This is a genomic window from Microbulbifer celer (assembly GCF_020991125.1).
GTDB classification, from domain to species: Bacteria; Pseudomonadota; Gammaproteobacteria; order Pseudomonadales; family Cellvibrionaceae; genus Microbulbifer; species Microbulbifer celer.
Map to the genome: position 1 here is coordinate 3,492,928 of NZ_CP087715.1, position 25,593 is coordinate 3,518,520.

The 25,593-nt window shown below is 53.2% G+C and carries 19 protein-coding genes; 10 read left to right on the top strand and 9 right to left on the bottom strand.

Going from position 1 to position 25,593, the window contains the following annotated elements; genetic code table 11:
- Window positions 1-66 precede the first annotated feature (66 nt).
- From LPW13_RS14440 to LPW13_RS14485, 10 genes are all read left to right on the top strand, one after another.
- On the top strand, window positions 67-4,986 hold the full coding sequence (locus LPW13_RS14440; protein WP_230436438.1) for an RHS repeat-associated core domain-containing protein: 4,920 nt from the start codon (window positions 67-69) through the stop codon (window positions 4,984-4,986).
- A gap of 15 nt (window positions 4,987-5,001) precedes the next feature.
- On the top strand, window positions 5,002-5,340 hold the full coding sequence (locus tag LPW13_RS14445; protein WP_230436440.1) for a hypothetical protein: 339 nt from the start codon (window positions 5,002-5,004) through the stop codon (window positions 5,338-5,340).
- Window positions 5,341-5,667: 327 nt separating this feature from the next.
- Window positions 5,668-6,351: a DUF1266 domain-containing protein gene (locus LPW13_RS14450; protein WP_230436442.1), complete on the top strand. Its 684-nt coding sequence runs from the start codon at window positions 5,668-5,670 to the stop codon at window positions 6,349-6,351.
- Window positions 6,352-6,385: 34 nt separating this feature from the next.
- Window positions 6,386-8,038: a tetratricopeptide repeat protein gene (locus LPW13_RS14455; protein ID WP_230436444.1), complete on the top strand. Its 1,653-nt coding sequence runs from the start codon at window positions 6,386-6,388 to the stop codon at window positions 8,036-8,038.
- Window positions 8,039-8,158: 120 nt separating this feature from the next.
- Entirely contained in the window at window positions 8,159-10,066 is a 1,908-nt protein-coding gene (locus LPW13_RS14460) for a type VI secretion system Vgr family protein (RefSeq protein WP_230436445.1), read from the top strand.
- A gap of 12 nt (window positions 10,067-10,078) precedes the next feature.
- On the top strand, window positions 10,079-10,657 hold the full coding sequence (locus LPW13_RS14465; RefSeq protein ID WP_230436447.1) for a DUF6931 family protein: 579 nt from the start codon (window positions 10,079-10,081) through the stop codon (window positions 10,655-10,657).
- 48 nt (window positions 10,658-10,705) lie between these two features.
- On the top strand, window positions 10,706-10,954 hold the full coding sequence (locus LPW13_RS14470; RefSeq protein WP_230439203.1) for a PAAR domain-containing protein: 249 nt from the start codon (window positions 10,706-10,708) through the stop codon (window positions 10,952-10,954).
- On the top strand, window positions 10,955-11,446 hold the full coding sequence (locus tag LPW13_RS14475) for a DUF6795 domain-containing protein (protein WP_230436448.1): 492 nt from the start codon (window positions 10,955-10,957) through the stop codon (window positions 11,444-11,446).
- Between the two features lie 11 nt (window positions 11,447-11,457).
- Entirely contained in the window at window positions 11,458-12,633 is a 1,176-nt protein-coding gene (locus tag LPW13_RS14480) for a lipase family protein (RefSeq protein ID WP_230436449.1), read from the top strand.
- Between the two features lie 60 nt (window positions 12,634-12,693).
- Window positions 12,694-13,410, top strand: a complete 717-nt coding sequence (locus LPW13_RS14485; RefSeq protein WP_230436450.1) for a hypothetical protein — start codon at window positions 12,694-12,696, stop codon at window positions 13,408-13,410.
- Window positions 13,411-13,478: 68 nt separating this feature from the next.
- Here LPW13_RS14485 and tssH read toward each other — a convergent pair whose 3' ends face one another.
- From tssH to LPW13_RS14530, 9 genes are all read right to left on the bottom strand, one after another.
- On the bottom strand, window positions 13,479-16,133 hold the full coding sequence (tssH, locus tag LPW13_RS14490; protein WP_230436451.1) for a type VI secretion system ATPase TssH: 2,655 nt from the start codon (window positions 16,131-16,133) through the stop codon (window positions 13,479-13,481).
- A gap of 44 nt (window positions 16,134-16,177) precedes the next feature.
- Entirely contained in the window at window positions 16,178-17,371 is a 1,194-nt protein-coding gene (tssG, locus tag LPW13_RS14495; protein ID WP_230436452.1) for a type VI secretion system baseplate subunit TssG, read from the bottom strand.
- A complete protein-coding gene (gene tssF, locus LPW13_RS14500) occupies window positions 17,335-19,164 on the bottom strand; it encodes a type VI secretion system baseplate subunit TssF (protein ID WP_230436453.1) in 1,830 nt (609 codons plus the stop codon). The genes tssG and tssF overlap by 37 nt, the downstream gene beginning before the upstream one ends.
- Entirely contained in the window at window positions 19,164-19,637 is a 474-nt protein-coding gene (gene tssE / locus LPW13_RS14505; protein ID WP_230436454.1) for a type VI secretion system baseplate subunit TssE, read from the bottom strand. Before tssE ends, tssF begins: the two co-directional genes overlap by 1 nt.
- Before the next feature lie 3 nt (window positions 19,638-19,640).
- Complete coding sequence (gene tssC, locus LPW13_RS14510; protein ID WP_230436455.1) at window positions 19,641-21,125, bottom strand: type VI secretion system contractile sheath large subunit; 1,485 nt, start codon at window positions 21,123-21,125, stop codon at window positions 19,641-19,643.
- 174 nt (window positions 21,126-21,299) lie between these two features.
- Window positions 21,300-22,787, bottom strand: coding sequence for a type VI secretion system contractile sheath large subunit (gene tssC / locus LPW13_RS14515; protein WP_230436457.1), 1,488 nt, complete (start codon window positions 22,785-22,787; stop codon window positions 21,300-21,302).
- Window positions 22,784-23,305: a type VI secretion system contractile sheath small subunit gene (tssB, locus tag LPW13_RS14520; RefSeq protein ID WP_230436459.1), complete on the bottom strand. Its 522-nt coding sequence runs from the start codon at window positions 23,303-23,305 to the stop codon at window positions 22,784-22,786. Before tssB ends, tssC (LPW13_RS14515) begins: the two co-directional genes overlap by 4 nt.
- A gap of 50 nt (window positions 23,306-23,355) precedes the next feature.
- Window positions 23,356-24,648, bottom strand: a complete 1,293-nt coding sequence (gene tssA / locus LPW13_RS14525) for a type VI secretion system protein TssA (RefSeq protein ID WP_230436461.1) — start codon at window positions 24,646-24,648, stop codon at window positions 23,356-23,358.
- Between the two features lie 31 nt (window positions 24,649-24,679).
- Window positions 24,680-25,477 carry a hypothetical protein gene (locus LPW13_RS14530; RefSeq protein WP_230436463.1) on the bottom strand — a complete coding sequence of 266 codons (798 nt, stop codon included), beginning with the start codon at window positions 25,475-25,477 and terminating at the stop codon, window positions 24,680-24,682.
- Window positions 25,478-25,593 lie beyond the last annotated feature (116 nt).

The following is a 25,593-nucleotide window of genomic DNA, read 5'->3' on the forward strand; positions in this document are numbered from 1 at the left end:
TGTTGCCGCGACCCTTGTGCGTTTTGTAACTCAGGGATTTATGCGTCGGGCTTCAGGGAATTGGCCATGCATTTGGATGTTGAAAATACGCAGGGTATTCGCTACTGCATTAGAGAGGGCTGGAGTCTCCGGCCGCGCCTGCCTCAGACGTATGCAGAGAGCTCTGTTGATCTCCAGTTGCTACTGAGCTTCGACGATGCCGCGATCGAAAGAGTGTTCGATCACTTCCTGCTTTTTGGCCAGCAGCTACCGGACCCCACCGGCGGTCACACCTGTGGACTGAACCGGAACTGCACTACCCCCCCTTACATCAACGTTCCCCCCCACCTTTCCGATCAGCAGAAGAGTGTCTATCTGGCGCTCGCCGAGCAGCGGCTGATTATCGAGGAGAGCACTCCGGGCCCAGAAGTGGTGGAAGATGAGCGGCCAATTCTGAGAACGCGGATTCGACAGGCCCTGGCGGTGATTATCGCCCAGGAAGAGGCCGAGGCCGCACGTCACGAACAACTGCTCGCCCAGGAATCCGTAGGCAGCCGCGCGATGATCTATACCGGCGCCTTCTTTAGCGGATTGTGGGATTCCGGCAAAGACTTTGCCCTGTGGCTGAAGGAAGTCAACGATGTCGTCAACCCGATACAGCGCAAATTGCGCGACCTGCGAGCGCGCCGGCGGGCCTGGCTCGTCAGTAGAACGACGGGTGAGAACTACTTTGCGGTCTATGCAGAAGAACGTCTGCAGGCGGAAAAACGGGAAATCATAGAGGCGCTTGGGTTCGATCCAAGCAATATCACCCGGGAACAGTTCGACCAGGCACTGGATATCGCCGAACTTGTCTGGGACGACACCGCCCTGCGCGAGGATATCGGCCGCTTTGCCCGCGATTATGTCAAGGCCCAGCACGCCATCGAACTGACCAATATGTCCGGTGGCGCCGCCTTTGAAATTATCTTTACCCTGGCACTGGCAGCCGTCACCGCTGGCGCCGGCCTTGCTGCAAGCGCCGCCAGTCAGACACGACATATCACAAAATTCAGAACAGTGGGTAATCTGCTGGCGGAGTTTGCCGACCAGCAGAGAGCACAGCGCGCATTGCGACAAAACCGTGCTGCTCAGGGCAACGCTGCGGACTTTTCCGACCTGCCCAGTGAGAACGCATCCGCGCCGCAAGCCGCTACGACATCCGGGTCCACTGCACCTGCAAGTAGAAATTCAGGCACTGCAAACAGTGAGGGCTCTGCGGACAGCACCTCCAGTAGCGACACGCGCAGCAACAATAGTAGTGATACCAACGAGAGTAGTGACAGCAACGAGCCCGACAGCGCCAACGACGAAACGGGCCAGAATCACAACGGCGAGAGCAGTCAGAATAATGCAACCGCCGTAGAGGGTGGCGAACCGATCAACCTCAAGACCGGCGAAGAGCGCCTCACCCTCGTGGACGCGGTACTCGACGGCCCCCTGCCCTTCACCCTCGCGCGCACCTACCGCAGCAGCAACCCGAAAGATTTCGGCCTGGGCCACGGCTGGACCCACACCCTGGGCGAGAAGCTGATATGGCGGGGCAAAGGCAAAGCTCTGCATTTTTACGACGCCGAGGGGCGCGTTATTGCACTACCGGCCCCGGGTGAGAGCGGCCGCAGCCACAATGTGGTGGAAAAGCTCAGCCTTACCCGCATTAACGACGATCACTGGGTCATCGCCCCGTACGGCGCCCCCAATGGGGTACAGAAACACTTTAAACCTGCCGACGCCTATGCCGATCATTTTGCGCTGGCGGAAATCCGCGATGGCTATGGCAACTTCCACCGTTTCCATTACGTAGACAACCGTCTGATCTGCCTCGAGAGCAGCCTCGGCGAAGCCCTGCATATCAGCCCCGCCAAGAACGGCGGCGGTCGCATCGGTACCCTGAAAAAGGAAACCCGCGATGGACAGATCAGTACCATTGCCAGTTACCAGTACAGCGACGACGGTGACCTGATCAGCGCTACCGATGCGGACGGCCACAGCGAGCAGTATCGCTATCACCGCCACGTCATCGCCCAGCGCACCCTGAAAAGCGGCTACAACTTCTATTTTGAGTGGGATGCCGAAGGCCCCGCTGCGCGCTGCGTGCGCCAGTGGGGTGACCCCATCGACGGTCAACCCACCTACAGCTATCAGTTCCAGTGGGATGACAACGGCCGCGGCGTCACCGTCACCGACACCCGTGGCGGGCGTGAGCGCTATCGCTTCAACGAGCGCGCCCTGCCCATCTATCACCGGGATGCCGAGGGCGCGGAAACCCTCTACGAATACAACACCCTCGGCCAGCTGACCCGGCTCCAGCTCCCCGCCGAGGAGGGGCTGCCACGGGAAGAGCGCTACGAGTACGACCAGTTTGGCCGCCTTGCCGCCAAGATCGACGCCAGTGGCGGCCGCCACCGGATCGAATACAACGACGAAGGCCTGCCGGCCAAAATCACCGACCCGGCAGGTCACAGCTGGCAGCGCCGCTACAACAAGCAGGGCCAGATCGCCGAGAGTATCGACCCCCTCGGCAACGCCACAAAGTACAGCTACAACCCCATCGGCCTCGTTGGTGCCGTCACCGATCCACTGGGCAACAGTACCCGCTACCTGTGGAATCCACAGGGCAAACTGAGCGCGGTACACGATCCTATGGGCCGCTCCCGCCACTATCGCTATGACAATGCGCAGCGGCTGGTGGAAATCCAGCAGGGTCAGCGCTCGAAAGATGCGCCCGGCGCGAGCACCCGCTACGAGTACGACCGCCAGGACCGTATCAGTGCCGTCATTACCCCGGACGGCGGCCGCACCGAATACCGCTACAACGCCCACGGACTGATATCTGAAATCATCGACGCGGCGGGCCGCAGCACCCGCTACGACTACGACGGCCTGAGCCAGGTGCGCATGCGCACCAACCCCGACGGCAGCCGGCTCGAATACCACTACGATGGCGAACGCAACCTGGTGGGCCTTACCAATGAAAAGGGCGAACGCTACCAGCTTAAATACGACCTGGCGGAACGCCTGATCGAGGAAGTCGGCTTCGACGGCCGCACCACCCGCTACGCGTACAACCGTGCCGGCCACCTGATTGCCAGCCGTGCCGTCACCGATACCAACAGCGGCGCGGGACTGGACACCGCGTTCGAGCGCGACGCCTTCGGCCGCCTGTTGCGGGAAACGACTCCCGACGGTGTAACCAGTTTCCACTACAACCGAGCGGGCCAGCTGACCCAGGCGGAAAACGAGCAGCGCAAACTGCGCTGGCAATACGACGCCTGCGGCCGCGTGATTGCTGACTGGCAGGACCAGCACAAAATCAGCCACCGCTACGACGCCGCCGGCAACCGCATTGCCAGCACCCTGCCGGACGGCGAAGAACTGCACTTCGCCTACAATCCCGCGGGCCAGTTCGAGAGCCTGCATCATCGCCCCGCCGGTGCCGAAGCAGCACAATTGCTCACGGCCATCGATCGCGACGAACAGGGCAGGGAAACCGAGCGGCAACACGGCAATGGACTCACCGGGGAACGGGATTACGACCCCCAGGGACGACTGCGTAAGCTATCCGTAAAAGCCGCCGGCCCGGTAGAGAACCCGGAGAACGACCCGGTTCAGAAACCGCTGATCGAACGCGGCTACCACTACAATCCGGCAGGGCAGATAGCACAGATCGACGACAGCCTGCGCGGCAGCCGTCACTATCACTACGATGCGCTCGATCGTCTCACCCAGGTAGATGGCCCGCAGCCGGAACACTTTGTTCACGACCCGGCACACAACATCCTCGCGGCCGCCGATAGCCCGGAAGGCGCCCAACAACAAGCGAGCGAAACCCGCGTCAGCGGCAACCGCCTCGCCTTCCGCGGCGATATCCACTACCGCTACGACGCCCACGGCAACCGTATCGCCGCGCTGCGCGGCAAGGGCCAGAAGCTACAGACCCGCTACCACTACAACAGCCGCCAACAGCTGATACGCGTAGAACAGCTGAAGGTCGATGACAGCGGAGAAGAGAAGCAGCAGCGCGAAACCCGCTATCAATACGACCCACTGGGCCGACGCATTGCCAAAATCGATGGCGAAAAACAGATAGCATTCCTGTGGGACGGGGATGTACTGCTGCGTGAAACCACGTACGACGCAGAAACGCACCAGGACCTGAAGACCCGCAGCTACTACTTCGAGCCCGGCACCTTCCAGCCGCTGGCGCTTAGCGAAAACGGTGAAACTTATCACTACCACCTCGACCACCTCGGGACCCCGGATACCCTGACCGACAGCCAGGGCGAGATCGCCTGGAGTGTCAGCTATCAGACCTACGGCAACGTGGCCATCAAACACTGCAACCGCATCGAGCAGCCGATTCGGTTTCAGGGGCAGTATTTTGATGAGGAGAGTGGGCTACATTACAACCGGTTTCGGTATTATGATCCGGTAATCGGAGAGTTTACCACTCAAGACCCAATACGGTTGCTGGGAGGAAAAAATAATTACAACTATGTGAAGAATCCCATTGCCTGGATAGACCCGCTTGGGCTGGCTCAGATATTCGATGTTGGCACATACTCCAGTTTGAATGGAGCCGGCAATGTTGGCGATGGCCTCCAAGCTCATGAATTAATCAGACATGAGTTTTTGGTTCAAGAAGGGTTAACAACAAAGGATGTCAGGATGACCAACAATCCAAGCATTGCCCTTGACTTAGATCACCACACTAGAGGCCCACTCAAGGACTCTAGGGGGATCGGCGGCGTTCACTACCATGAAAGACAAGTTCGAGAGTCATTAGGATTAGGGAAAAATGAGTTTGCCTCTACAGTTGAAGAAGAACTAGACATAACCACTGAGGCGATGAGAAGGGCCGGCATCCCGGAAAGTAAAATCACTCAATTAAGAACCGACTCTCGAGCATTTTACAACGAGGAAATTCGGAAGCGAAATTCTCAAAACGGCAACAGAGACTGTTCTTAATGAATGGAGGTTATTTTGAAAATTGACAATAGCCAATTGAACTTATTTGAAGAACTATCAGAGGATTTTCGATTTTTCATCGTCAAAAACTTAAAAGACTGCCTGAAAAATACAGATTTACCTGACAGCGATAAAGAGGAAATTTGCGGCGAGTTTTTGGCTGAACTATGCGCTAACCTTGACCAGGGAGAATGGGAAAACAATGGAAAATATTACCGCCCTGTGGTTGGATTTATAGATAGCAAAAGCCTTCAGTCATGGGACAGCGAGACTAGATTTATCATTCCCTACCAGGCTTACCATCACCACGATAAAGTCTGGGATGAAATAGAAGACATGTATGAGAACGCCTAGATTTTGACCGCTTTTTTGGGGCTAGCACGCAGTTGAAACTTCCAGCTATAAAAGGCACCTAAAAATCCGCAAACTAAGATCAGCAGATATAATGAAAGACTGCGGATAGAACAAACATTGGAAAATCATATGCATTCAGTGGCTTTTTCTAACTCTGGAATTCAACTTTCAAAAATCGATACTTCCAATGCCGAATCAAATATCGGCACTTCGCTCCCAAAGGAATTTAAAAATCTCTACCTAAGATCAAATGGTGGAATACCGTCTTCTTCATAAAATTTTTCAACGTTAGTACTTATAAACAAACATATTTTAGATACAACTTAAATGAACTCTAAACCAGCCCAATTCAACCCACACCACTACACTGATGATCAGCTCTGGTGTCTGGGACTATCTGCAATCAGTGTTCAGGTGAATGGGCAGAGGCATGATGTACTCAGGCATGATAATCCAGCGGCTTACCGCAAGATACTGTCGGCTTGGTGGGAAATCACCAGTACCAATGAATATAGAGAAACGATTGATTGGCTGAGTAATAAAGGTGGGCGTAGTGTTTTTAATCAGGACTGGGGCTACTATCTGACTTTGCATCCAGAGAACCTCCCCAGACTCCTGGATAATCTTCGGGATAGTGATCCAAAGCAGTACACCCGCTTTAAGACTATACACCACTACCGCGATGTTATTGGTGGAAGAGGCATTATCGCATGGGATATTGCGCGCGCGACATTTTTGGCTCGCATGGCGGTAACAGCAGGCTATATAGATGAGGAAGAAGCATGGAAAACTGTAATGGAATACGGTGGCATCACTCGCCGCTTTTTTGATAACTGGTTTGAGTTTGCACATAGCTTTCTAATTGGCAGGCAGTACTCAATGAGCAACCTCGACGACGAAACAGGAAAAAAATACCTGTCAGCGAGCCAATATTTGCTCACCAACCCAGAAAGTCTCTGGGTTAGGTACCCAGCGTTCAAAACCCAGGAAAAAGAAACTGTCAACCATTAGCTCTGACCGCAGGCCTACATAGTCGAGAAACCCCATGGAATCTAACGTTTCTGAAGAATTAGACAAGCTTTTTGATGAAAAGGATTGGGCCGCGCTTGACGGAAAAATCCCCGAAGAAGAGCTTGCTGATTTCGAAAGTAATGCCGTGCTTTTTCGATATAAGATTATCGCAATGGCAAATATTGAAGCGCGGAGATCCAGCGACAACCTGATACGACTGACTGAACGCGCTCTAACAATCAGTCAAGAGCCCCTTTTTTACAACATTTTAGCTGACGCCCATATTGCCAGAGAAAATCTAACCGCAGCAATTGATGTTTTAAATACCTGGAAGTCTATCGAGCCAGAGAATCCAACCATCTTCAGATTGTTTTTCAGATGCTATCAACAGTTAAAAGACGATCAACAAATGGCTCATGCTGCGATAAGTTTTCACTTTTATTCCGGAAAGCATCTCCAAGCAAGTTTGAACTTTGAAGCCTCCTGTGAACACTTTTATAACACCTATAAAATGGCTCCAGATTTTGACTATGCGACTTACTTGTACGCTCAGAGCTTATTTCTGAGCAATGAACCGACTACAGCATCTGAAGTTGCCAGAAAAATTCCTGATAACTCAACATTTTCTTTGAAAAAGAGTGAAATTTTAGCGAGATCTGCCTCATGCCTTTCTAAATTTGAGGATGGTGGTGAGCACATAAAAGCTATTCTAGAGTCCGATTCGAGCAACGCTGTCGCTCTGAGATGCAGGGCCAGCATCGCTGAAACCAGAAACGATCTGGTTTCAGCAATTGATATTTATCAGAAGATTCTAGAAGTCTACCCTTTTGATGTATTAGCAAATTTGAAAATTGTGCAATTATCTATGATGGTTGCAAAAAATGGCTCCGCAGGGATTGCGATCTTGGACTCTCAGAAAATAAAACTTTCTGAGATCCTCTTCCACGCGGGAGAGGGTGCCGCAGGATCAATGCTTATTGAAGGCATTTCACCAAAGTCTGAAAATTATTTCAGCGCGAGGATAGCCCTCGCCAAGCACTACATTGGCAGTCAGAACTTTATCAAGGCACTTGAGAGCATCAATGCTACGGACATCTCATCGCGAACGCATGCAGCCATGTTACAGCTGGAAGCGGAATGTCTGTTTCAACTCAACCATTATAAAGATGCTGCTCAAGTTTCTCGGGACGCACTCGAATCAGACCCAGAGAATAATCGCTGTCATTTCTTGTTTGGAGCCTCTCTGATCAAATCCTGTGAAAGAAACGCGAACAGCATGGCAGAAATTGAAGATAGAGTACGCTCTTCGCTGGATACTTATATTGGCGCTACGCCTAACGACGGTTTACCACATATATATCTTGCGCAGCTCGCGTACACCCTGGGTAGAATAGATGACATTCCCGATCAGATACATCTGGCACGGGGTAAAGGCAGCGTGTCTCCTTTGGGAAGCTACTTAATGGGTCAATACAATCTTTCAATCGGAGAGAACAGTATCGCTTTGGACGAGTTCTCTGACGCCGTTGACCTATCCGGTCGTAATATTTATTACGATGCGCAGATCGCACGTGCAGAGCTGAGTCAAAAACTGGGAAGCCTGCAAGCAGCTCTGGATGATGTAAATGAAATACTGGCACGATGGCCTGGAAATGAGCGGGCAAGCGCATTACAGCAGTTATTATAAAGTTCACAGAAAGAATCAATTGCTTCATTTTTACTGTGACCACCAATAGATTAAATTTCCCATCCACCTTACCAAGAGTGACGTGGCGAAAGTAAATTATCAGGAATCCCGAGGACAAGTATGTCTATACTCAGTCAAGAAAAACGGATGATCAATATCGACTGCCCACTCGGCAAGGATGCGATGGTTGTCACAACGGTAGATGGGGACGAGCATATCTCCGGCTTGTTCCGCTACAAGCTCAAGTTGATCTCCGATAACCACGCCATCACTCAGCAGGACATTGTCGGTAAGGTGATGACAGCGGCCATCCATCACGCGGAAGAGCCCCGTTATATCAACGGCTATGTAACGCATTTCTCCATGCACGATGTGAATGCAGAAGGCATGCGCAGTTATACCGCCATTCTGCGCCCCGGCCTCTGGTTCACCACCCTGGGCAGCAAGAACCGGGTGTTTGAGAAAAAATCGGCCAAGCAGGTTATCGAGGAGGTACTCGGGGAGTACAGCAAAGTTATCAAGCTTTCCACCAAGCTCAATGCGGAGTACATCACCCGTGAGTACTGTGTGCAGTTCGATGAGAGCGACTTCGACTTTGTCACCCGCCTGATGGCCGAAGAGGGCATCGTTTACTACTTCAAACACAGTGATGGCCAGCACGAGCTGGTTCTGTGTGATGACCCGCAGGATTTTTATGATTGCGGCTCAGGCAAGGTGGAGTATGACGGCGGTGGCAGCCATCCCACCAAGCACACGGTCAGTAGTTGGGACCGTATCTTCAATTACCACAGTGGTGGTTTTGAATTTAAAGATTACAGTGAGTTCACTGCGACCAAAGACAACAAGCAGGAAGTCAAAACCACCAGCAAGCTCAACGATGTTTCCAGCTATATGCTCAGCCTGTATGGCCTGAATCATTTTGAGGCGGATGGCGAGCACAAGCACAAGTTTAAAGACAGCTATCACAAAGCGCTGGCAGAAAGGGCGATGGAATCCCAGGAAGCACAGTTCGATGTCGCCCAGGGCAGCAGCGACTGCCCGGCGTTCAGCGCTGGCGGTCGCTTTGATTTCGATCACACCCTGGACACGGAAAAAGGCAAGTATCTGCTCACCTCGGTGAAAGTCTACGCTACCGACAGTAATAGCGGTCTGACCCATTTCAACAATTCCTTCACCTGCATACCCGCCAAGGCCATGCCGCGGCCCGACCCCCTGTCACGGAGTAACCGGATTCATGCGCCCCAGGTGGCACAGGTCCTGGAGGTCAAGGCAACTGCGTCTGAGAGCTCCAAAGATCCCTACACGCAACTGAAGGTCAAATTTCCCTGGAACTCGGCACAGAACAGTTGCTGGGTGCGGGTCATGCAATCCTTCGCCGGTAAAAACTGGGGTGCCAACTTTGTCCCCCGTGTCGGCCAGGAAGTCGTGGTGACCTATATCAACGGCGACCCGGACCGTCCGCTGATCACCGGTGCTGTGTATAACGGGGACAATCCAGGCCCCAATTACACCGCCACCCAGAGCGGCTGGAAAACCGAGTATGAAGGCAGCGAGTTCAATGAATTGCGTTTCGATGACAAGAAAGGCAACGAAGAGATCTACATGGAGGCGGGGAAAGATCACAACTTTGTCATCCACCATGACCAGACCGGCAAGATCGAGAACAAGCAAACCCTGGAGATCAAGCAGGATCGCAGTGTAACCGTCACCGACGGCAGCGAGAATGTGACCATCTCCAAGGGAGACCAGACCGTAAATATCGAAAAGGGCAACCAGAAAACCACGCTGGGTGCCGGCGATCACACACTGAAAATCAGCCAGGGCAAACAGACCACCGATGCCATGGGGGCCATCAAGATCACTTCCAAAGCCTCCATCGAATTGAAAGTTGGTGGCAGCAGTATCAAGATCGCGCCCAGCGGCATTACCATCAAAGGACCTATGGTATCCGTCAGCGGAGATGCCAAGGCAGAGGTCAAGGGTGGTGGAATGTTGACGCTCAAGGGCGGCGTCACCATGATTAACTGAGGAGTGTGATCAATGACAGATCTGGTAAAAATCCAGGCAATCACTGCCGCGGAACTGCTGAAACATTTTGAAGTCAGCGAAGAGGCCGAAGAATATCTGGTGCCGGATACGGCACCGGAAGTCAGCATCAACAAACTGAGCGAAGCCGGGCTGTATGCGGATGCGATCAAACTGCTGGCGCACGGCCTGCCTAAACGGGAGGCAGTATGGTGGGCCTGCCTTTCGGCGCGGGATATACAGAATCCACAAACCGATGAAGCCAATGTCAATGCATTAATCGCCGCGGAAAGCTGGGTGAAAAAGCCCAGTGAAGAGATCCGCTTGCGCTGCAAGCAATTGGGCGAAAAAACAAAATACAAAACCCCGGCCAGCTGGGCGGCGACCGCTGCCAGCTGGTGCCACGGCAGTCTGGCTAACGAGGGCGAACCGCCCATCGAGCCGCCGGAGCATCTGTATGCCCACGCGGTGGCCGGCGCCGTCAATCTGGCGGCGGTCTATTCCGACCCGGTCAATCCCGACCAACAGTTCACCCGCTACCTGCAACAGGGCCTGAACCTGGCCCGCGGTGGCAACGGTAAAATTGAGGCCTAGATCATGGGAAAACCCGCATCCCGCATTACTGATATGCATGTGTGTCCGATGGTGACCGGCACGGTGCCTCATGTAGGTGGCCCCATTCTCTCCCCCGGTGGCCCTACGGTGATTATCGGGAAAATGCCGTCCGCCACCGTGGGGAGCACCTGCACCTGTGTCGGACCACCGGATACTATTGCAATGGGTAGCACCACCGTTTTGATCCAGGGCAAGCCTGCGGCGCGGATGGGAGACAGCACGGCTCACGGAGGCAAGATAGTGGTTGGATGCCCAACCGTTCTTATAGGAGGCTAAATGTTGAGAATTTCTAGCCTTTTGTCTATAGCCGCTATTTTTACGATTACAGCAAGCACAGGCTTCACAATGTCGCTCCTCAAAACCAGTGAATCTAACGCCGTCTTATTCTCTGAGATGTCTGGAAAAATTACCTATGATGGAAAGCCAGCAGAAGATGTACGCCTAGATCTCTCCGTCACCTGGAACGAAGATGAAAACATCCGGGAAACATTTACAACTGATGAGAACGGGTTTTTCTTCATCCCTAAAATAGAAAGAAAGATAACGACACACCCATTGGTTCAATTATCCATTAGCCAGAAGATCACCGCCCACTTCAATGGTGAATCATACAACTTATGGGTTAGAGGCAAGCTTGATTCCGAAGAATACTCAGAAACGGATGGCAAGCCGGTCAACTTTCGTTGTGAATTAACCGATCCATTGATCAGAGTGGAAGTCAAAAAGGGGCTTCTAGGAACACCCTGCAAATGGGAAAAAGCTCAATAAGGGATTAGAACATGGAACGACTATCGCCACGGGTCGCAGCAGAGCTCGCACAGGAAATTTATGCCGTACAGGTGGAAAGCGAACTAGAAATTTTCTTGATGCGCCCAGAGTTCGCTTCGAACAGTAATGCCAAGCGAGATCTGGAGGCCAGCGTTGGCGGGCATCTGATCAGGAGTGCAACAGATGGGTTCGGTGTCTGTGCCGCTGGGGGCCCGGGGTACGAAAATGACCTCTTCTTGATGTTTCGCGGGTCAACCAGTGCCAACAATGGCGCAGATTGGGTCAGTAACGGAAAAATTGGACTGGGTTTCACCAGTGCGGGAAGACCGGTTCATTTGGGTTTTCTGAATATATTCCGAAGCATGACGAACGATATCGAGCATTTCCTCTCTCAACAACCCGGTTTTACCGGTACAGTACACTGCATCGGCCACAGCTTGGGAGGCGCAGTTGCCAGCTTGGCCGCTGAGTGGGTAAGAAGTACCAAGAACTTTCCCAACGTCAAGCTTTATACGTTCGGCGCTCCCAAACCGGGAATGACTATATTTTCTTCCGCTATCACATCTGGGGTTGGCTCGGAAAACATCTATAGAACCTATAATGCGACCGACCCTGTGCCGATGATTCCGCTCTTTCCATTTGTCCACCCGCCGCACCGGGATTACGGTCATTTTATTTCATCCACTGAAAGCATCTTATCCGCCGATGCTCACGATATGGAGCTGTATAAGAGGAAGGTCGATGGACTCGACTGGATGGACTTGAAGAGGATGCCACCAAGATTCAATTCCGAAGATGCGATTGAAGAATGGCTAAGTTCTAACATTAAAGCAGATCCAAACAGCTCGAAAACCTGGGAATGGCTTAACGAGGCCCTGATCTACATCCTCAAGAAAACGCTTAATTTCTCCCTTACTATCACCCAGTCCGGCATAGTCGGCCTTGTCACTTTGGCCGACAAGCTAGCCTGGATTCTTGCCAGAGCCAAAGATATGGTTGTAGGCGCCTGGGAAGGATCCAAATGGGTTTTGCGGTTTATCAAGAGAGCCATGGAAGCCCTTGGCATGGCCGTAAGCGTAACTTTCGAAGACCTCACTCAAACCCTGATTCGCAATGTTATCGAGAGACTTATGCGGAAGACACTGGAAGTGGCAAGACGTGCGATACAGTCCATATCCAGAAGTTAGCCTCAACTGATAACGATCAGCCAGAAGACCTCGTTTTATACGGGAAGAAAGGTGGAGAATATGGCGGCCCTTATATTCCCAGTATTGTCTGCGTGTGCTCTAGCGGCGCTTGTAATCGACTGTTTCAGCGCCAAGAGTCAGTCGATTGACTTAGGACAAACCACTCCCAATGCAGGCCGGCTAAGTGATTTCGTATTTTTTACACCGTTTATCGCACTTTATTATCATGAGGATTTCTGGGTAAGCCTTCTATATACCTTGCCATTAGTTCTATGTACATTGGCAGCACAAACCGCCCTTCGCAGAAGAAACTGGATACCTGGCCCTGAGGAATTGTGGGTTATGCTGCCGGGATCTTATCTACTGACCATAATCGCGTATTTCATATTCTTTCACGAGGGTATTTTTACAGCGTCCGCGCCCGCAGTGGATAGCACATTGTCACAGGATCCGGAAAGCCCCGAGGCCACGGGGTGGCTGTACTACTGGCCTTATCTTGTCATCTTGGGCTGCTTTATTCCCACAATGATCACAAATAATGACTCGATCTTCAGTGTCTCACTACTACTACTTATTCTTGCCATTACCATTATGCCGTTCTTTACCGGTTATTACTGGTCTACCATGGGCGGGGGGTTTTTATTGTTGTTGGTGGCAGTGAACCGAATGTTCAAGGTGCTGAAAAGTGATGAGGCGGGAGGGGCGTCTTTTATTAGCAGTTTCTTCTACATGATGGCGGCATTTTTCAGTATTGTTATTTACGCCGTCTTTTTTTAGTAGAACCTGAAATACCAAAACCCAGTGGTACCAGGGGCACCACCGGGCACAGTCGATCAGCTTAGCTGTCAATGTACGTTGTAGCTGAACTCTCCCTCTTCCGTTGCGCCAACGTGGATCTCGGTGATCTCCTCTCCCTTTGCCATCCTGTCCAGACATTCGCTGGCGAGAGAGGGCAGTAGCGTACGGTTCAGAATCACTTCGATATTGCGCGCACCTGTATCCGACTCCTGACAGCGGGCAACGATATTGATCAGTACGTCTTCGTCGTAGCTGAACGCGGCACCATAGTGTTCTTTAACCCGTTTTTCGATACGGCGCATATTGATCTTGCAGATCTCCACCATATTTTCATCCTCCAGCGGATAAAACGGGATGACGTTACTGCGACCGAGGAATGCGGGTTTAAAGTTCTGTAGCAGGTACGGGCGGATATTATCCAGCAGTACTTCCGGTTCCGGCTTTTCTTCTACTTGATCGAAGATCGCGCGAATAGCATCTTCACCAGCATTGGAAGTCATGATGATCAGGGTGTTTTTGAAGTCGATATCGCGCCCTTCGCCGTCTTTGATACACCCCTTGTCGAACAGGTTGTAGAAAATATCCTGCACGCCTGGATGGGCCTTTTCCATCTCGTCCAGCAGGATGACGGAATAGGGTTTACGGCGAGCGGCCTCGGTCAGCACGCCGCCTTCACCGTAGCCCACGTAACCGGGAGGCGAGCCCAGCAGCATGGAGACTTTGTGCTCCTCTTTGAACTCGGCCATGCTGATGGTGGTGATATTTTGCTCACCACCAAAGAGCTCATCCGCGAGTGCCAGTGCCGTTTCGGTTTTACCTACACCACTGGTACCACAGAACATAAATACGCCGACAGGCTTGCGCGGGTCTGTGAGCCCTGCGCGAGATGTGCGAATAGCCTGGGCTACCGCTTCGGTCACATGCGACTGGCCGATCACCCGTTTGTTCAGCCGTTCCGCGAGACTCTGCACCGCGGTAATTTCGTCGCTTACCATCTTGCCAACGGGAATACCGGTCCAGTTGGCGATGACCTCGGCGATGGCCTGCTCATCCACGGCCGGTTGCATCAGCGGGGTCTCTCCCTGTACTGCTGAAAGCTGCTCGTTCAGAGACAGCAGCTGTTCTTTGAGGTCTGCCATGACCGTCTCGTCCACAGCCTCTCCGGCGAGCTGTTGCGCGAACGCCTCGTCGATCTGGTCCCGTAATTGATGAATCTGCTGAATCAGTTCCGATTCCTGTGCCTGCTGGTTCTGCAGTTTTTCCAGGCGTGATTCGGCAGCACTTTTCTCTTCCTGCAGGGATTGCAGCTGCTCCTCATGGCTCCCGCTTGCGGCGTTTTCACGCTGTAGTTTCTGAATAGTGCTATCGGCGCGTGTAATGATCCGCTGGGCTTCCTCGATGGACTCCGGCGTGGCCGATAATGCCAATGCCACCCGGGCGCAGGCGGTATCCAGTAAGCTAACGGATTTGTCCGGCAGCTGACGGCCGGGAATATAACGGTGAGACAGTTTCACGGATGCAACCACCGCCTCATCCAGAATGCGTACCCGATGATGCGCTTCCAGTGTGGTGGCGATACCGCGCATCATATCGATGGCTTTCTCTTCGCTCGGCTCCTCGACTTTCACCACCTGGAAACGACGGGTCAGCGCCGGGTCGCGCTCGAAATATTTTTTGTACTCGGCCCAGGTGGTGGCGGCAATGGTGCGCAGCTCACCGCGCGCCAGGGCCGGCTTCAGCAGGTTCGCGGCGTCACCCTGCCCCTCTTTGCCGCCGGCGCCGATCATGGTGTGTGCCTCATCGATAAACAGGATAATCGGTGTGGCGGAAGCCCGGACTTCTTCGATTACCGACTTGAGCCGGTTTTCAAACTCTCCTTTCACGCTGGCACCCGCTTGCAGTAACCCCAGGTCCAGTGTTCTTACCGCGACATCCCGCAGCGGCGCCGGCACATCGCCGCTGGCAATCCGCAGGGCGAAGCCCTCTACGACTGCGGTTTTACCCACGCCCGCCTCCCCGGTCAGGATCGGATTGTTCTGGCGTCGACGGGTAAGGATATCCACACACTGACGGATTTCCTGGTCGCGCCCCAGTACCGGGTCGATCTCGCCGTTGCGAGCGCGCTCGGTGAGGTTCACGGTGTACTTGTCCAGCGCGGGGGCTTTGCTCGCTGCGGCGGCCACGGCTTTGCCGCCGCTATCAGAGACTTCGTTCAGGTGCGCGGATTCGCCACTACTGCCGTACATTGCTCTGGCGGTTTCACGCAGGGACTCCGGCGCGATGGCTTTCAGTTCGGGGCAGGATTCCAGCAGCTGGCGTCTGGAGGTTTCCTCCAGTAGCAGCGATGCGAGCAGATGACCGGAACTGATGCTTCGGTGGCCATAGTCGATGGAAGCGAGCATCCACGCATTCTTTGCTCCTTCCACGATGGTCGGCGATAGAGCCGCTGGACGGCTGCTGCCAGTCTTGAAGCGGGCGATACTGGTGGCCAGCTGCTTGGCAAAATTCGCCGGATTGGTGTCATGCTTTTCCAGCAGGTGGTAGAGATCCGTATCCGACTGGTCGAGTAATTTCAGCAGCCAGTGTTCCAGTTCGACATTGTACTGGCTCTGGGAAAGACAAAGCCCTGCCGCGCCCTCCAGGGAATCCCGCATATGCGGCGTCATGGTATCTACCAGCCGCTTGAGATCGATATTGATCATGACAAATTCCTTTTGATATTTTGTTGTATGTTGGTGAATTGGATTCAGGCTGCTGGCAGCGCTTCGTCCGGTGATACCTGATCTGCACTCAGAGTGATCTGCACGCTCTGCTCATGTTCTTTTCCCGTACCCATATGGGTATTCCAACCCAGTAGCGGCTGTTCGTCGTCATTGCTGGACAACTGCGCCGCCCCCACCTGACCGGTATACAGGGTGACGGAGAGCTCAAAATCCATTTCTATACCCGCACTGAATTGGATGAAAGACTTGAGAGCTTCCAGTTTCGGGCTGCCGGGGGCGATCTCCATATAGTCTTCATAGGCCATGGGCTCCACTACCACTTGGAATTTGTTCTGCGCCTGGAAGCACTTTCGGCCGAGCATGGTATTTCTACCCAGTCGATTGTTGATTCCAGTTGGATGCGTCTCATCTGGCAGACGGGTGAGCACATCTTCCGGGAGATCTTCCCACTGTCCCTGGAACTGTTCGATAGCGACATTAAGACCGAAGTAATTGCGGATCATGCTTGCGAGGGCGGCGGCGGAGCACTGCTGCCGTCCCAGATGTCCCGCCATACCGTAGAGGGCCTCATCCGGCACCGACATCCGGTAACGCATCTCACTGGTACCGAGCCCGGTCAATGACGCAAGTACCTGCGAGAAAAGATCCTGATCCCGGTGTCGGTGCGTTTTGTGACGCTCGTAATTCACCGGCAGCTGGTACTTGTGCCAGGCCTGGTAGAACAGGGAAATATGGCGGTGATTGAAAATATCCAGGAAATCTTGCAACGCAGCGCTATTCTGCCTGAGCTCCCTGTGGACCAGATCAGTCAGGTAATACGGCATCACCCCCTGGCTACCCGTCAACCCTGAAAACGCGACATCCATATTCCATCGTTGGTGCACTGAGGCAGTGCCTTCGAGAGATGAGTCCACCGGCGACTCCTTTCCCCCAGGGGCTTTTCTCCGACGCCCCGAATCTGGATGGCGGATGTCATTGCGATCCTCGCGCACCGCGTTGATATCTGCACCGATATAGGAGAACGTCGTCTGCGCGCTGAAGCGCACAAATTCTTTTTCCGGCGGCGCAGACCCTGCAACCAGTTCGGCGGCGCCATTGACTTCAGGTACGGCCGCCCGTTCCAGCAACCGTACGGCCTGGAAGAACTCGAAGTTATGCGGCTCCGAAGTGAGTCGGTCAATTACACTAATGCTTTGTCGCCGGCGCGAGGTGGCCATCGCTTGAGCTCTCCATCCCTGCCACTCAATGTGGCGATCAATCGGGTGAATGAATTCAGTGAACAATAGAGGCCAAAGAAGCGCTCCAGAACACTGGCGAACAGCAGGGGACTGGTACCGGTGAGCATCATCTCGTCCAGCTCCAGCTTCACCTCAGTGCCGCGGCACAGCACGACACTGTCATCAATCTGAATGGGTGCGGTTATCGGGCGCGCTTGCAAGCCGTTTAGCGCTTCAATCAAATTTCGCGTACCGGCGGAATTTCTAAAGTCATACAAGCGCAAAATTTCTTTGAGCACATCGCAACCCCCGGGGCCACTTAGGGAAAGGTGATTCAGATTCAGGTGCGAGATCAATCTCCAGTAACCACGCTCACGCTGCGGTGGCCGCAGGGCGGCGGTAGGCGGCACCAGGCACTGGATCCGGGTTGCAGGCACGTCGCCGTCTACTACGGTGAGGTAGGGCTGTGCATTCCCCGTGGGCAGTTTTTTCGGGAGGTTCCGGTTAGAGCAGGTTAAACGCAGATCCAGCGTCTGCTCACTGACCATCGATGGATTGAAATCCAGGTCCACCAGACTGATATCCACCTCCGATGCCTGCTCATTGCGATGCTCGCCCTCAACTATCGAGCGACGACGGCTGAACCAGAAAGCGGACTGCTGCGCCTGGTGCTGACTGTGTTGAATACCGTAGAAGGGTCGGTAGCGGGTTTTCTTACCGGTGCTATCCGTCGCAAAGACCTCATCGACGGAATACACCTCCAGACCTTCACTGCGACGCGCATCCGGCACAATCTCGTAGGTGTATTCTGTATGGGTTAGCGGTATTGGATCGGCAGTCTGCGGGAACAGATTCACCACCGGAGTGCACCCGAGTGCAAACATGCTCTCGGCAATCTGCTTCTCCAGCTCGTCGTGGGTTTCCGAGAGATAAAAGTACAGGTTCAGGGTATCGGTATAGCGCTCATCAATCGCAGACTGCAATTCGGTAATATCCAGAAACTGAAACTTCTCCGGGAACGCGAAGTATTCAGTCAGTAGCCGATAGCCGATAAAGGCAGTATCCGGATAAGGTAGCAAACCCTCATCTGGCCCCAGCCCTACTTGTTGGATAATGTCGCTACCCAGAAAAACCGGTGCTGGATCCGCCTCCCCATTGGCCACAACTACTTTCACGCATTTGCTCAGCAGCAGGTCGTAAATGAGGTTCACATGGCTCTGCTGCCCACGCAGGAAAAACCGCAAATACTCGAGATCAAGATCAGAAAATGCGATGTCTTTGCTTAGCGTGGATAACGAAAGTTTCAATACGGCATTAGCGCCCTGAATGTCGTTGCTGCCGGGGGCCATAAAAGGTCTCGCCATCAATGACGCCGACTTGACTTTGAAAGGGCAGATATCCACAGGGTAGCAGCTGCTGAATCGACAAGTCTCGCCCTGAAAGCTCTCGCTCTCCAGCAGAGTATTGGCATCCACCCGCTCCATTGCATCCAGGTCTTCATCCGGATCAAACTGGACTATCGCACAGGATGGTATTGGGCGAAGGTAATGTGGATACAGGGTTTCCAGCATCGCATCGGACAATTCCGGGAAATCATCATTGAGCTTTTTCTGTACCCTCGCATTCATGTAGGCAACGCCTGAGAGCAATCGTGCTACCAAGGGGTCATCGACAGTGTCGGTGTCCAGTTGCAGGCGCGATGCGGCAGCCGGGTGCATACGCGCAAACTCCGAGGAGGTCTGCTGCAGAAACGCCAGTTCGCGTTCGTATAGATCGATCAGCTTTTCACTCACTACATAATCTCCGAAACATCTACGAGCTGGGTAACCGGGTTCAAGGAGGAATCAAACACAATCACCTCTGATGCCGGGTTTACGTGCAATACAGCTTCTACCCGAAACCGGATACTGGGGTCCTCCACATCAATTTTTTCCTGAGTGGTTACTTTGACGCTGCGAATCCTCGGTTCAAAATCGAGGATTGTGCGCTCGATATCCCGACAAAAGCGTTTGCGACCATCCGACGAGGACAGATTGAGAGTAGATAGATCTGGTAATCCAAAATTGATATTGGAGCAGGACAGGCTCCGGTGGCTTTCCGGAGGAGAAACCACCCGATATCGGGTATTGAAAAGATACTCTAGATCCCGGCGCACGCCCTCTCTCAGCTGACGCAGAATCTGATGGGGCCGGTTCAGATCTGTGGTTCTCGATGCATCCAGCAATCGATCCAGCACCGGCGCAAGCAGACGTTTTTCATTTGCCATTGGTTATGCCCCAACTCCGATCTGTGCCAAAGCGGTGGTGAGTTTAAGCTCGGACACCAGGTGATCGACGGTATAGTGGCTCTTTAGATGTATCACACTCTGATAACTGCCCACTTTTCCCGGGTCATCCATTACCTGCACGCGCGCCTCCCGCAGTGGATAGCGCGCAAGCATTTCCCAGGAAAGGTCTTCCCTTCCGGTCGTGTAGCGGTCGAGCCATTGCTGCAACTGGCGCTCACAGTCTTTCGCATTCATATAGGCACCGACCTTGTCCCGAATCATAACCTTGATGTAATGCGCAAATCTGGACGCACACAGTATCTGCTGGAGCATACCGCTGATTCTGGCATTGGCTGTCGCACCTTTGCCCGCGTATTTCTTCGGCCGCTGCAGTGAAGGCACACTGCTGAATACACTGAAGGCCGTATCATAACAGTGACTGAGACAAGTGAGCCCTAGGTCACTCAGCTCCCGTTCAGCAAAATCTGTAATCAGGATTGAGGTGGACATACGCACCCGCTCGGGGACAGAGTCCACCTGGTAGGGTGTCGAGGTCAGCTGGGTAACCAAGCCGCCACCAAAGTGATCACGCGCCGCACCTCGGATATGTGAAAACCAGCCGACTTCTTCAAACTCCCGAATCAGAACCGTGCCTAGGGCAAAGCAGGCGTTACCCCACAGGTGACTGTTGTTTCCCCGACCGCCAACTTCTTCGCGAAACCTCAGCCCTCCATAGCGCGAGAACTTGACACTATAAGGCTCTCGCATAAGTACCTGTGGTAAAACTACGCCCAGAAAGCGGCTGTCTTCCAGATCCCGGAGGCTGTTCCAGCGCAGATACTCCTTCTGACGGAAGACCTCTGAGAAATCGATGGGACGGGCAACATCGTCAAAGTGATCCACACCGAACAATTGCGGTGTGGCGCCGCAGACGAAGGGCGCGAATGCGGCTGCTGCAGTATGGGCGAGACCTTGCAGTGTAAATACATCGTCGTGCTCATGCCCGGGGAAAGGCCGATGAGACACGTAGTAATCACCAAGGATCAGCCCAAAAGGCTCACCGCCCGGAGTGCCAAACTCTTCGTTGTACAGCAGATGAAATATACCGGACTGGTCAAAATCGGGCGCGCGTTCGATATCCCGTGACAGATCCTTCCAGCTGGCATCCAACAATTTTATTTTTATATTGTCTGTATGCGGTGCGTTTTGAACCAACAGCGAAAGACCCCGCCAACTCGCCTCTATCCTCTGAAAGTCGGGGTGATGCAGTATCTGATTCACCTGGTCACTGATGCGCTCGTCAATCTCTGCAATCAGCAGCGCGAGCCAGCTGCGTAGCGAAAAGGATTCTCGCGGCAACTCCTGAGCGACATCGGTGAGCCAGTATTCCAGTGCGAACAGCGGGTCCGGCTCATTCAGAAACTTTTTCAGAGACGTGTTGAGGTCCCCTGACGGCAACAGGGACTGGGGAGCTCTTTCTGGTGTCATCGTCGGACAATCGGAAGTCACTGCACGTAGTCCCGCAGAGTTACAGGTTCAAGGGAATTTGGCCGACTGGACTGTCGGCAAAGAGGAAAAAGCACGCCTCACACTGCCAAGTGCTGTGCAAATTCCTCAGAAAATGCACAGCACTGGATGACGTGCGGACCGAACCTTATTGGATTACCCCGCGGTCGGGATGTTCGCCACCATACGCATGGATGTGGTCAGCTCTTCCATCTGCAGCCAGGGCTTCAGGTACGCTACTGCGCTGTAACAACCCGGCTGGCCCGGAATTTCTTTCACTTCCACACGGGCTTCGGCGAGTGGATATTTGGCCTTCATTTCTGGGCTGGCATCGGGGTTGGAGTTGGTGTACTGCGTAATCCACTTGTTCAACCAGCGCTCACAGTCACTCGCTTCCATAAAGGAGCCTACCTTGTCTCGAGCCATGACCTTCAGGTAGTGCGCAATACGGGAAGTTGCCATCAGGTAAGGCAGACGTGCAGAGATCGACGCATTAGCCGTTGCATCCGGGTCATCAAAGGTTTTCGCCTTCTGGGTACTCTGGGAGCCAAAGAATACTGAGTAATCCGTGTTCTTGTAGTGACACAGGGGCAGGAAGCCCTGGGCACTGAGCTCTGCTTCGCGGCGGTCTGTAATGCCGATCTCGGTCGGGCATTTCTGGTCCAGATCACCGTCATCACTCTTGAACAGGTGTGTTGGCAGACCTTCAACTTTACCACCACCTTCAGCGCCGCGGATGGCGGTACACCAGGAGTTTTCCGCAAACGCGTGCGTCATGGTAGTACCCATCACATAGGCAGCATTCATCCAGCAATACTGGTTGTGCTCCGCCGGCTTGGACATGCCCGATTCATCTACCTCGAACTCTTCAAAATTGAATGACTCTACCGGCTTGGTGGCAGCACCATAGGGGGAGCGAGCCAGGGTTCTCGGCATCACCAGCGTGACAAAGCGGGAATCCTCGCTGTCGCGGAAGCTGCGCCATTTGATGTACTCACCGGATTCAAAGATACCGCCGAGATCGCGGGGTTTGGACAACTCAGTAAAGTCGCTGAAGCCGAACATGCCGGCACCGGCAGCTGATATGAACGGGCAGAAGCCTGCAGCGGAAACGTTTGACATTTTGCTCAGCAGCTCCACATCTTCCGGGTGACTGGTAAATTCAAAATCTCCAATCATACAGCCGAAAGGTTCACCGCCAGCAATGCCAAACTCTTCCTCGTAGATTTTTTTGAAGGTCTGGCTCTGGTCAAACTCAACCGCTTTGTCCAGATCGCGAAACAGCTCGCGTTTAGTAATGTTCATCATGCGGATCTTCAGCGTTGCGCTGGTCTCGCTGTTCATTACCAGGTGATTGAGCCCGCGCCAGGACCCCTCCAGCTTCTGGAACTTTTCATCGTGAAGGATCGCGGACAGCTGTTTTGACATGGCTGCGTCAATTGCCTGAACAGCCTTGTTGATGGTCTGGGTCAGGTTGCGGTCCCAGGTCACGGTACCCTGCAAAACCTGCTTGGTCAGGTTGGCGATCAGGTCCTGAGCCTCGTCTGGCTGAGTCTGTTTTGTCGCAGAGATGGCCTCTTCCAGTAAATTGACCGACTGCTCTTCTGTTTCCTGCTCGGCAACATTCTCGACTTCCGTGCTCATTCTTCACCCTCCTCTTTGGTTTCATTCAGACCCAGCTGCTCGGAAATGGCACTCACGTTGTCTGTGCTCTTGAGAATATCTTCCAGCACTTTTTCCAGCTCTTCTGAACGATCAGCCTTGCTCAACAGATCACGTAATTTACTGCGCGCTTCCAGTAGTTGCTTGAGAGGCTCAACCTGCTCAACGATCTGCTCCGGTGAAAAATGATCCATGTGGGTGAAATCGAGATCCACCGCCATTTTGCTGCCATCACCCGCAAGCGTATTTTCAACCTGCAGATTGAGTTTCGGGTTCACCTTACCCATCACATCATTGAAGTTATCACGATCAATCTGAATGAACTTGCGTTCTTTCAACGTCTTTCTGTTCTCAGTGTTATCACCGGAATAATCACCCATTACGCCGGTAACGAAAGGCAGTTCTTTTTTAACCTCGGCACCGTTTGTCTCAACGTCGTAGGTAATATGTACACGCGGCTTGCGCACGCGCTTTAATTTGTTGTGAATACTCTCGGACATTTCGGGTCTCCTTTCCTCTAATCAGGAATTTCTGGAACTGTTTAAGTTGATTACCAAGCGGGTTCTTGTGCGGTCTCTTTTTTCTCACCCCAACCATCTTCTGCCGGCGCCGACGATGCAGGCTCTGTGCCCTCACCGGTCGAAGGTGAGGCCGACGCAGCAGAAGGGGAAGGACTTACCGGTGGCGCCACATAACGCTGTGTATCTGAGCCATCGAGTTTGACACCTGTTAATTGCGAGTACATTGCGCGGGACTGATCGTCAGGTAGAAGCTCCACCATCAGCTCAGACACCGTCATTCTTCCCCAGGTTATCAGCCGCTCAAGTCCGGGGGCCAACGGTGTATGCGGCTCAAATCGGCGGAAGTATTTGGCGGCCGCCTCGAGCATTTTGAGTGCGTCTTCTCTTGAGCTGATCTCTCCGGAAGCTACCGTGACAGGGCGCGCCTGAGCGGCACTGATCGCTGAATCCACCACGGCCTCGGCACCATCAACCGACTCTACCTGGGCGTCCTGATCCTCTTGCTGCTCGTTCGCAGATTCCAGTTGTGGCTTGTAGATAAAGCGTGTGGTACGCAGTACCTCATCCAGTATTCCACTGACATTGGAAGAAGGGGGTGCATCGTGCCCGCAGTACTCTCTGAGCTTTTCATTGGTCGCCTTGAAACTTGCAATGGCTTCATCGAGCGTATCCACGAGATCGCACGCCCAGGCATCAGAGGTCTGCTCGAAATTCTGGTTCAGCAGGTCCATGCCGTAGCCGAGGGTTTCTACCCGCGCAGCCTTGGCATCTTCATCCGGCAGACGATCCGCATCCCGTGCCTGCTGATACTGAAAGAAAGAAAAAGCACCGTAGTCTGTTTCCGGGGTAATCGGCGCATTGCGTATTGGCATCATCAAAGTGCCCTCTGCTCCATCGCCGTTCAGACCGGACACCGGGGCTACCTTGGTTTCCAGGCCATCTTCATCCGGCTCTGGATACAGCCCTTCCCAATGCTCTGAAACGAGGCGTTCGATCAGCTGCAAGCCATCTCTCAGACCGGGGAATCCGTACAGGCGAATCAGGGCTTCTGTGTACCAGGATGCCACCTCCAGGTCTTTACTGACACCCGAAAGGACTTTATTCGCCACTTTTTCTACTTCGCGCCACGGTGCGAGAAGATCGACATCGCTATCATCAAAAAGCGCTGATCGTTCGGCGGCTCGCGCACTATTACGCGCGTCCTTGATACTGTAATAATCCGAAGTTGGCGATCGGTCCTCGCGAATATCACTGCCGGTGGGGCTATCATCGCTGATATTTCCGACCAGACTGTCGATATCTATCACAGAAGGAAAGGCCATGAAACGTCCTTTTTCAGGTCAATGTTTTGAGTCAGGCAGGTTGGCAATCAAGCATGTCAACACTGGACAACGATGCTTCCGACTCAATGCGAAAGCTTTTCAAAATAGAATAAAAATCACCACGAGCAACATCAAACTGGCGCTGCTCGCACCAGAAAATATGCGTATAAAACGCAACGCCGTTTTCCGAAACTGCAACCAGGTACTGAATAGGTGTGCCAGACACCTCGGCTGAAAACTCACCTGAATACTGCTGCGGCACGCTACCCGGCAGTAGGTTTGACGCACAAACCATCTTAGCCTGAGAGACCTTTGTCATGCACTGGTGGATCTGAGCTGTACAGTAATCCTGAAGGCCAATGTCGCTTGTAAGCTCGCTCTTCTTCTGACACAAGACTACTAAAAACTGATTACTCTCAAGGTTTCCTACCTGCAGCAGTGCATTGGGATTAAGCCCGGCACAAGTCTGCCAACCCGTTGGGGTAACCAGTGAGCAGCGTGTATCGCTGGACTTCTGGTTACTGTAAATTCTCGACTTATCGTCACTCGATGTATCGTCAACAGACGCCTCCAGGCTCGTTTCCCGCAGGGGCGTTTCATCGGCATTCTGTGGCTCGAGCTCGACAATCCAACCGCCCTGCCAGAATAAGCTGACAAGCGCCTCTCCCTCCTGGCGCCGGTCAAGTTTTTTGACAACGGTTCTTCCGCCGCTCAACAACGAACGAATCCGGTCGAAGTCCAGTTGAAACTTTCGAGAAAGATACTCAATCCCCTGTCGGCGATCGTAACCTGACCTTAAATCTCCAGTAAAAACTACCTGATACGTCATCACATAATCCCTGTCACGTAACTCTTCACATCCTTGATACCAGCAAGGGTGCATTTTCCCTGAAGAGATCGACACTGATACACAAACAAAATTGGTACGCCTGTACCTACTAGTAG

Excerpts from the sequence above, each read along its gene's own strand:
- LPW13_RS14460 (WP_230436445.1), top strand. The coding sequence starts at position 8,159 with ATGTCTATACTCAGTCAAGAAAAACGGATGATCAATATCGACTGCCCA.
- tssC (WP_230436455.1), bottom strand. The coding sequence starts at position 21,125 with ATGACACCAGAAAGAGCTCCCCAGTCCCTGTTGCCGTCAGGGGACCTC.
- LPW13_RS14450 (WP_230436442.1), top strand. The coding sequence starts at position 5,668 with ATGAACTCTAAACCAGCCCAATTCAACCCACACCACTACACTGATGAT.
- LPW13_RS14480 (WP_230436449.1), top strand. The coding sequence starts at position 11,458 with ATGGAACGACTATCGCCACGGGTCGCAGCAGAGCTCGCACAGGAAATT.
- tssG (WP_230436452.1), bottom strand. The coding sequence starts at position 17,371 with ATGGCCACCTCGCGCCGGCGACAAAGCATTAGTGTAATTGACCGACTC.
- tssC (WP_230436457.1), bottom strand. The coding sequence starts at position 22,787 with ATGAGCACGGAAGTCGAGAATGTTGCCGAGCAGGAAACAGAAGAGCAG.
- LPW13_RS14470 (WP_230439203.1), top strand. The coding sequence starts at position 10,706 with ATGGTGACCGGCACGGTGCCTCATGTAGGTGGCCCCATTCTCTCCCCC.
- LPW13_RS14530 (WP_230436463.1), bottom strand. The coding sequence starts at position 25,477 with ATGACGTATCAGGTAGTTTTTACTGGAGATTTAAGGTCAGGTTACGAT.
- LPW13_RS14485 (WP_230436450.1), top strand. The coding sequence starts at position 12,694 with ATGGCGGCCCTTATATTCCCAGTATTGTCTGCGTGTGCTCTAGCGGCG.
- tssB (WP_230436459.1), bottom strand. The coding sequence starts at position 23,305 with ATGTCCGAGAGTATTCACAACAAATTAAAGCGCGTGCGCAAGCCGCGT.
- LPW13_RS14440 (WP_230436438.1), top strand. The coding sequence starts at position 67 with ATGCATTTGGATGTTGAAAATACGCAGGGTATTCGCTACTGCATTAGA.
- LPW13_RS14455 (WP_230436444.1), top strand. The coding sequence starts at position 6,386 with ATGGAATCTAACGTTTCTGAAGAATTAGACAAGCTTTTTGATGAAAAG.
- LPW13_RS14465 (WP_230436447.1), top strand. The coding sequence starts at position 10,079 with ATGACAGATCTGGTAAAAATCCAGGCAATCACTGCCGCGGAACTGCTG.
- tssH (WP_230436451.1), bottom strand. The coding sequence starts at position 16,133 with ATGATCAATATCGATCTCAAGCGGCTGGTAGATACCATGACGCCGCAT.
- tssE (WP_230436454.1), bottom strand. The coding sequence starts at position 19,637 with ATGGCAAATGAAAAACGTCTGCTTGCGCCGGTGCTGGATCGATTGCTG.
- LPW13_RS14475 (WP_230436448.1), top strand. The coding sequence starts at position 10,955 with ATGTTGAGAATTTCTAGCCTTTTGTCTATAGCCGCTATTTTTACGATT.
- tssA (WP_230436461.1), bottom strand. The coding sequence starts at position 24,648 with ATGGCCTTTCCTTCTGTGATAGATATCGACAGTCTGGTCGGAAATATC.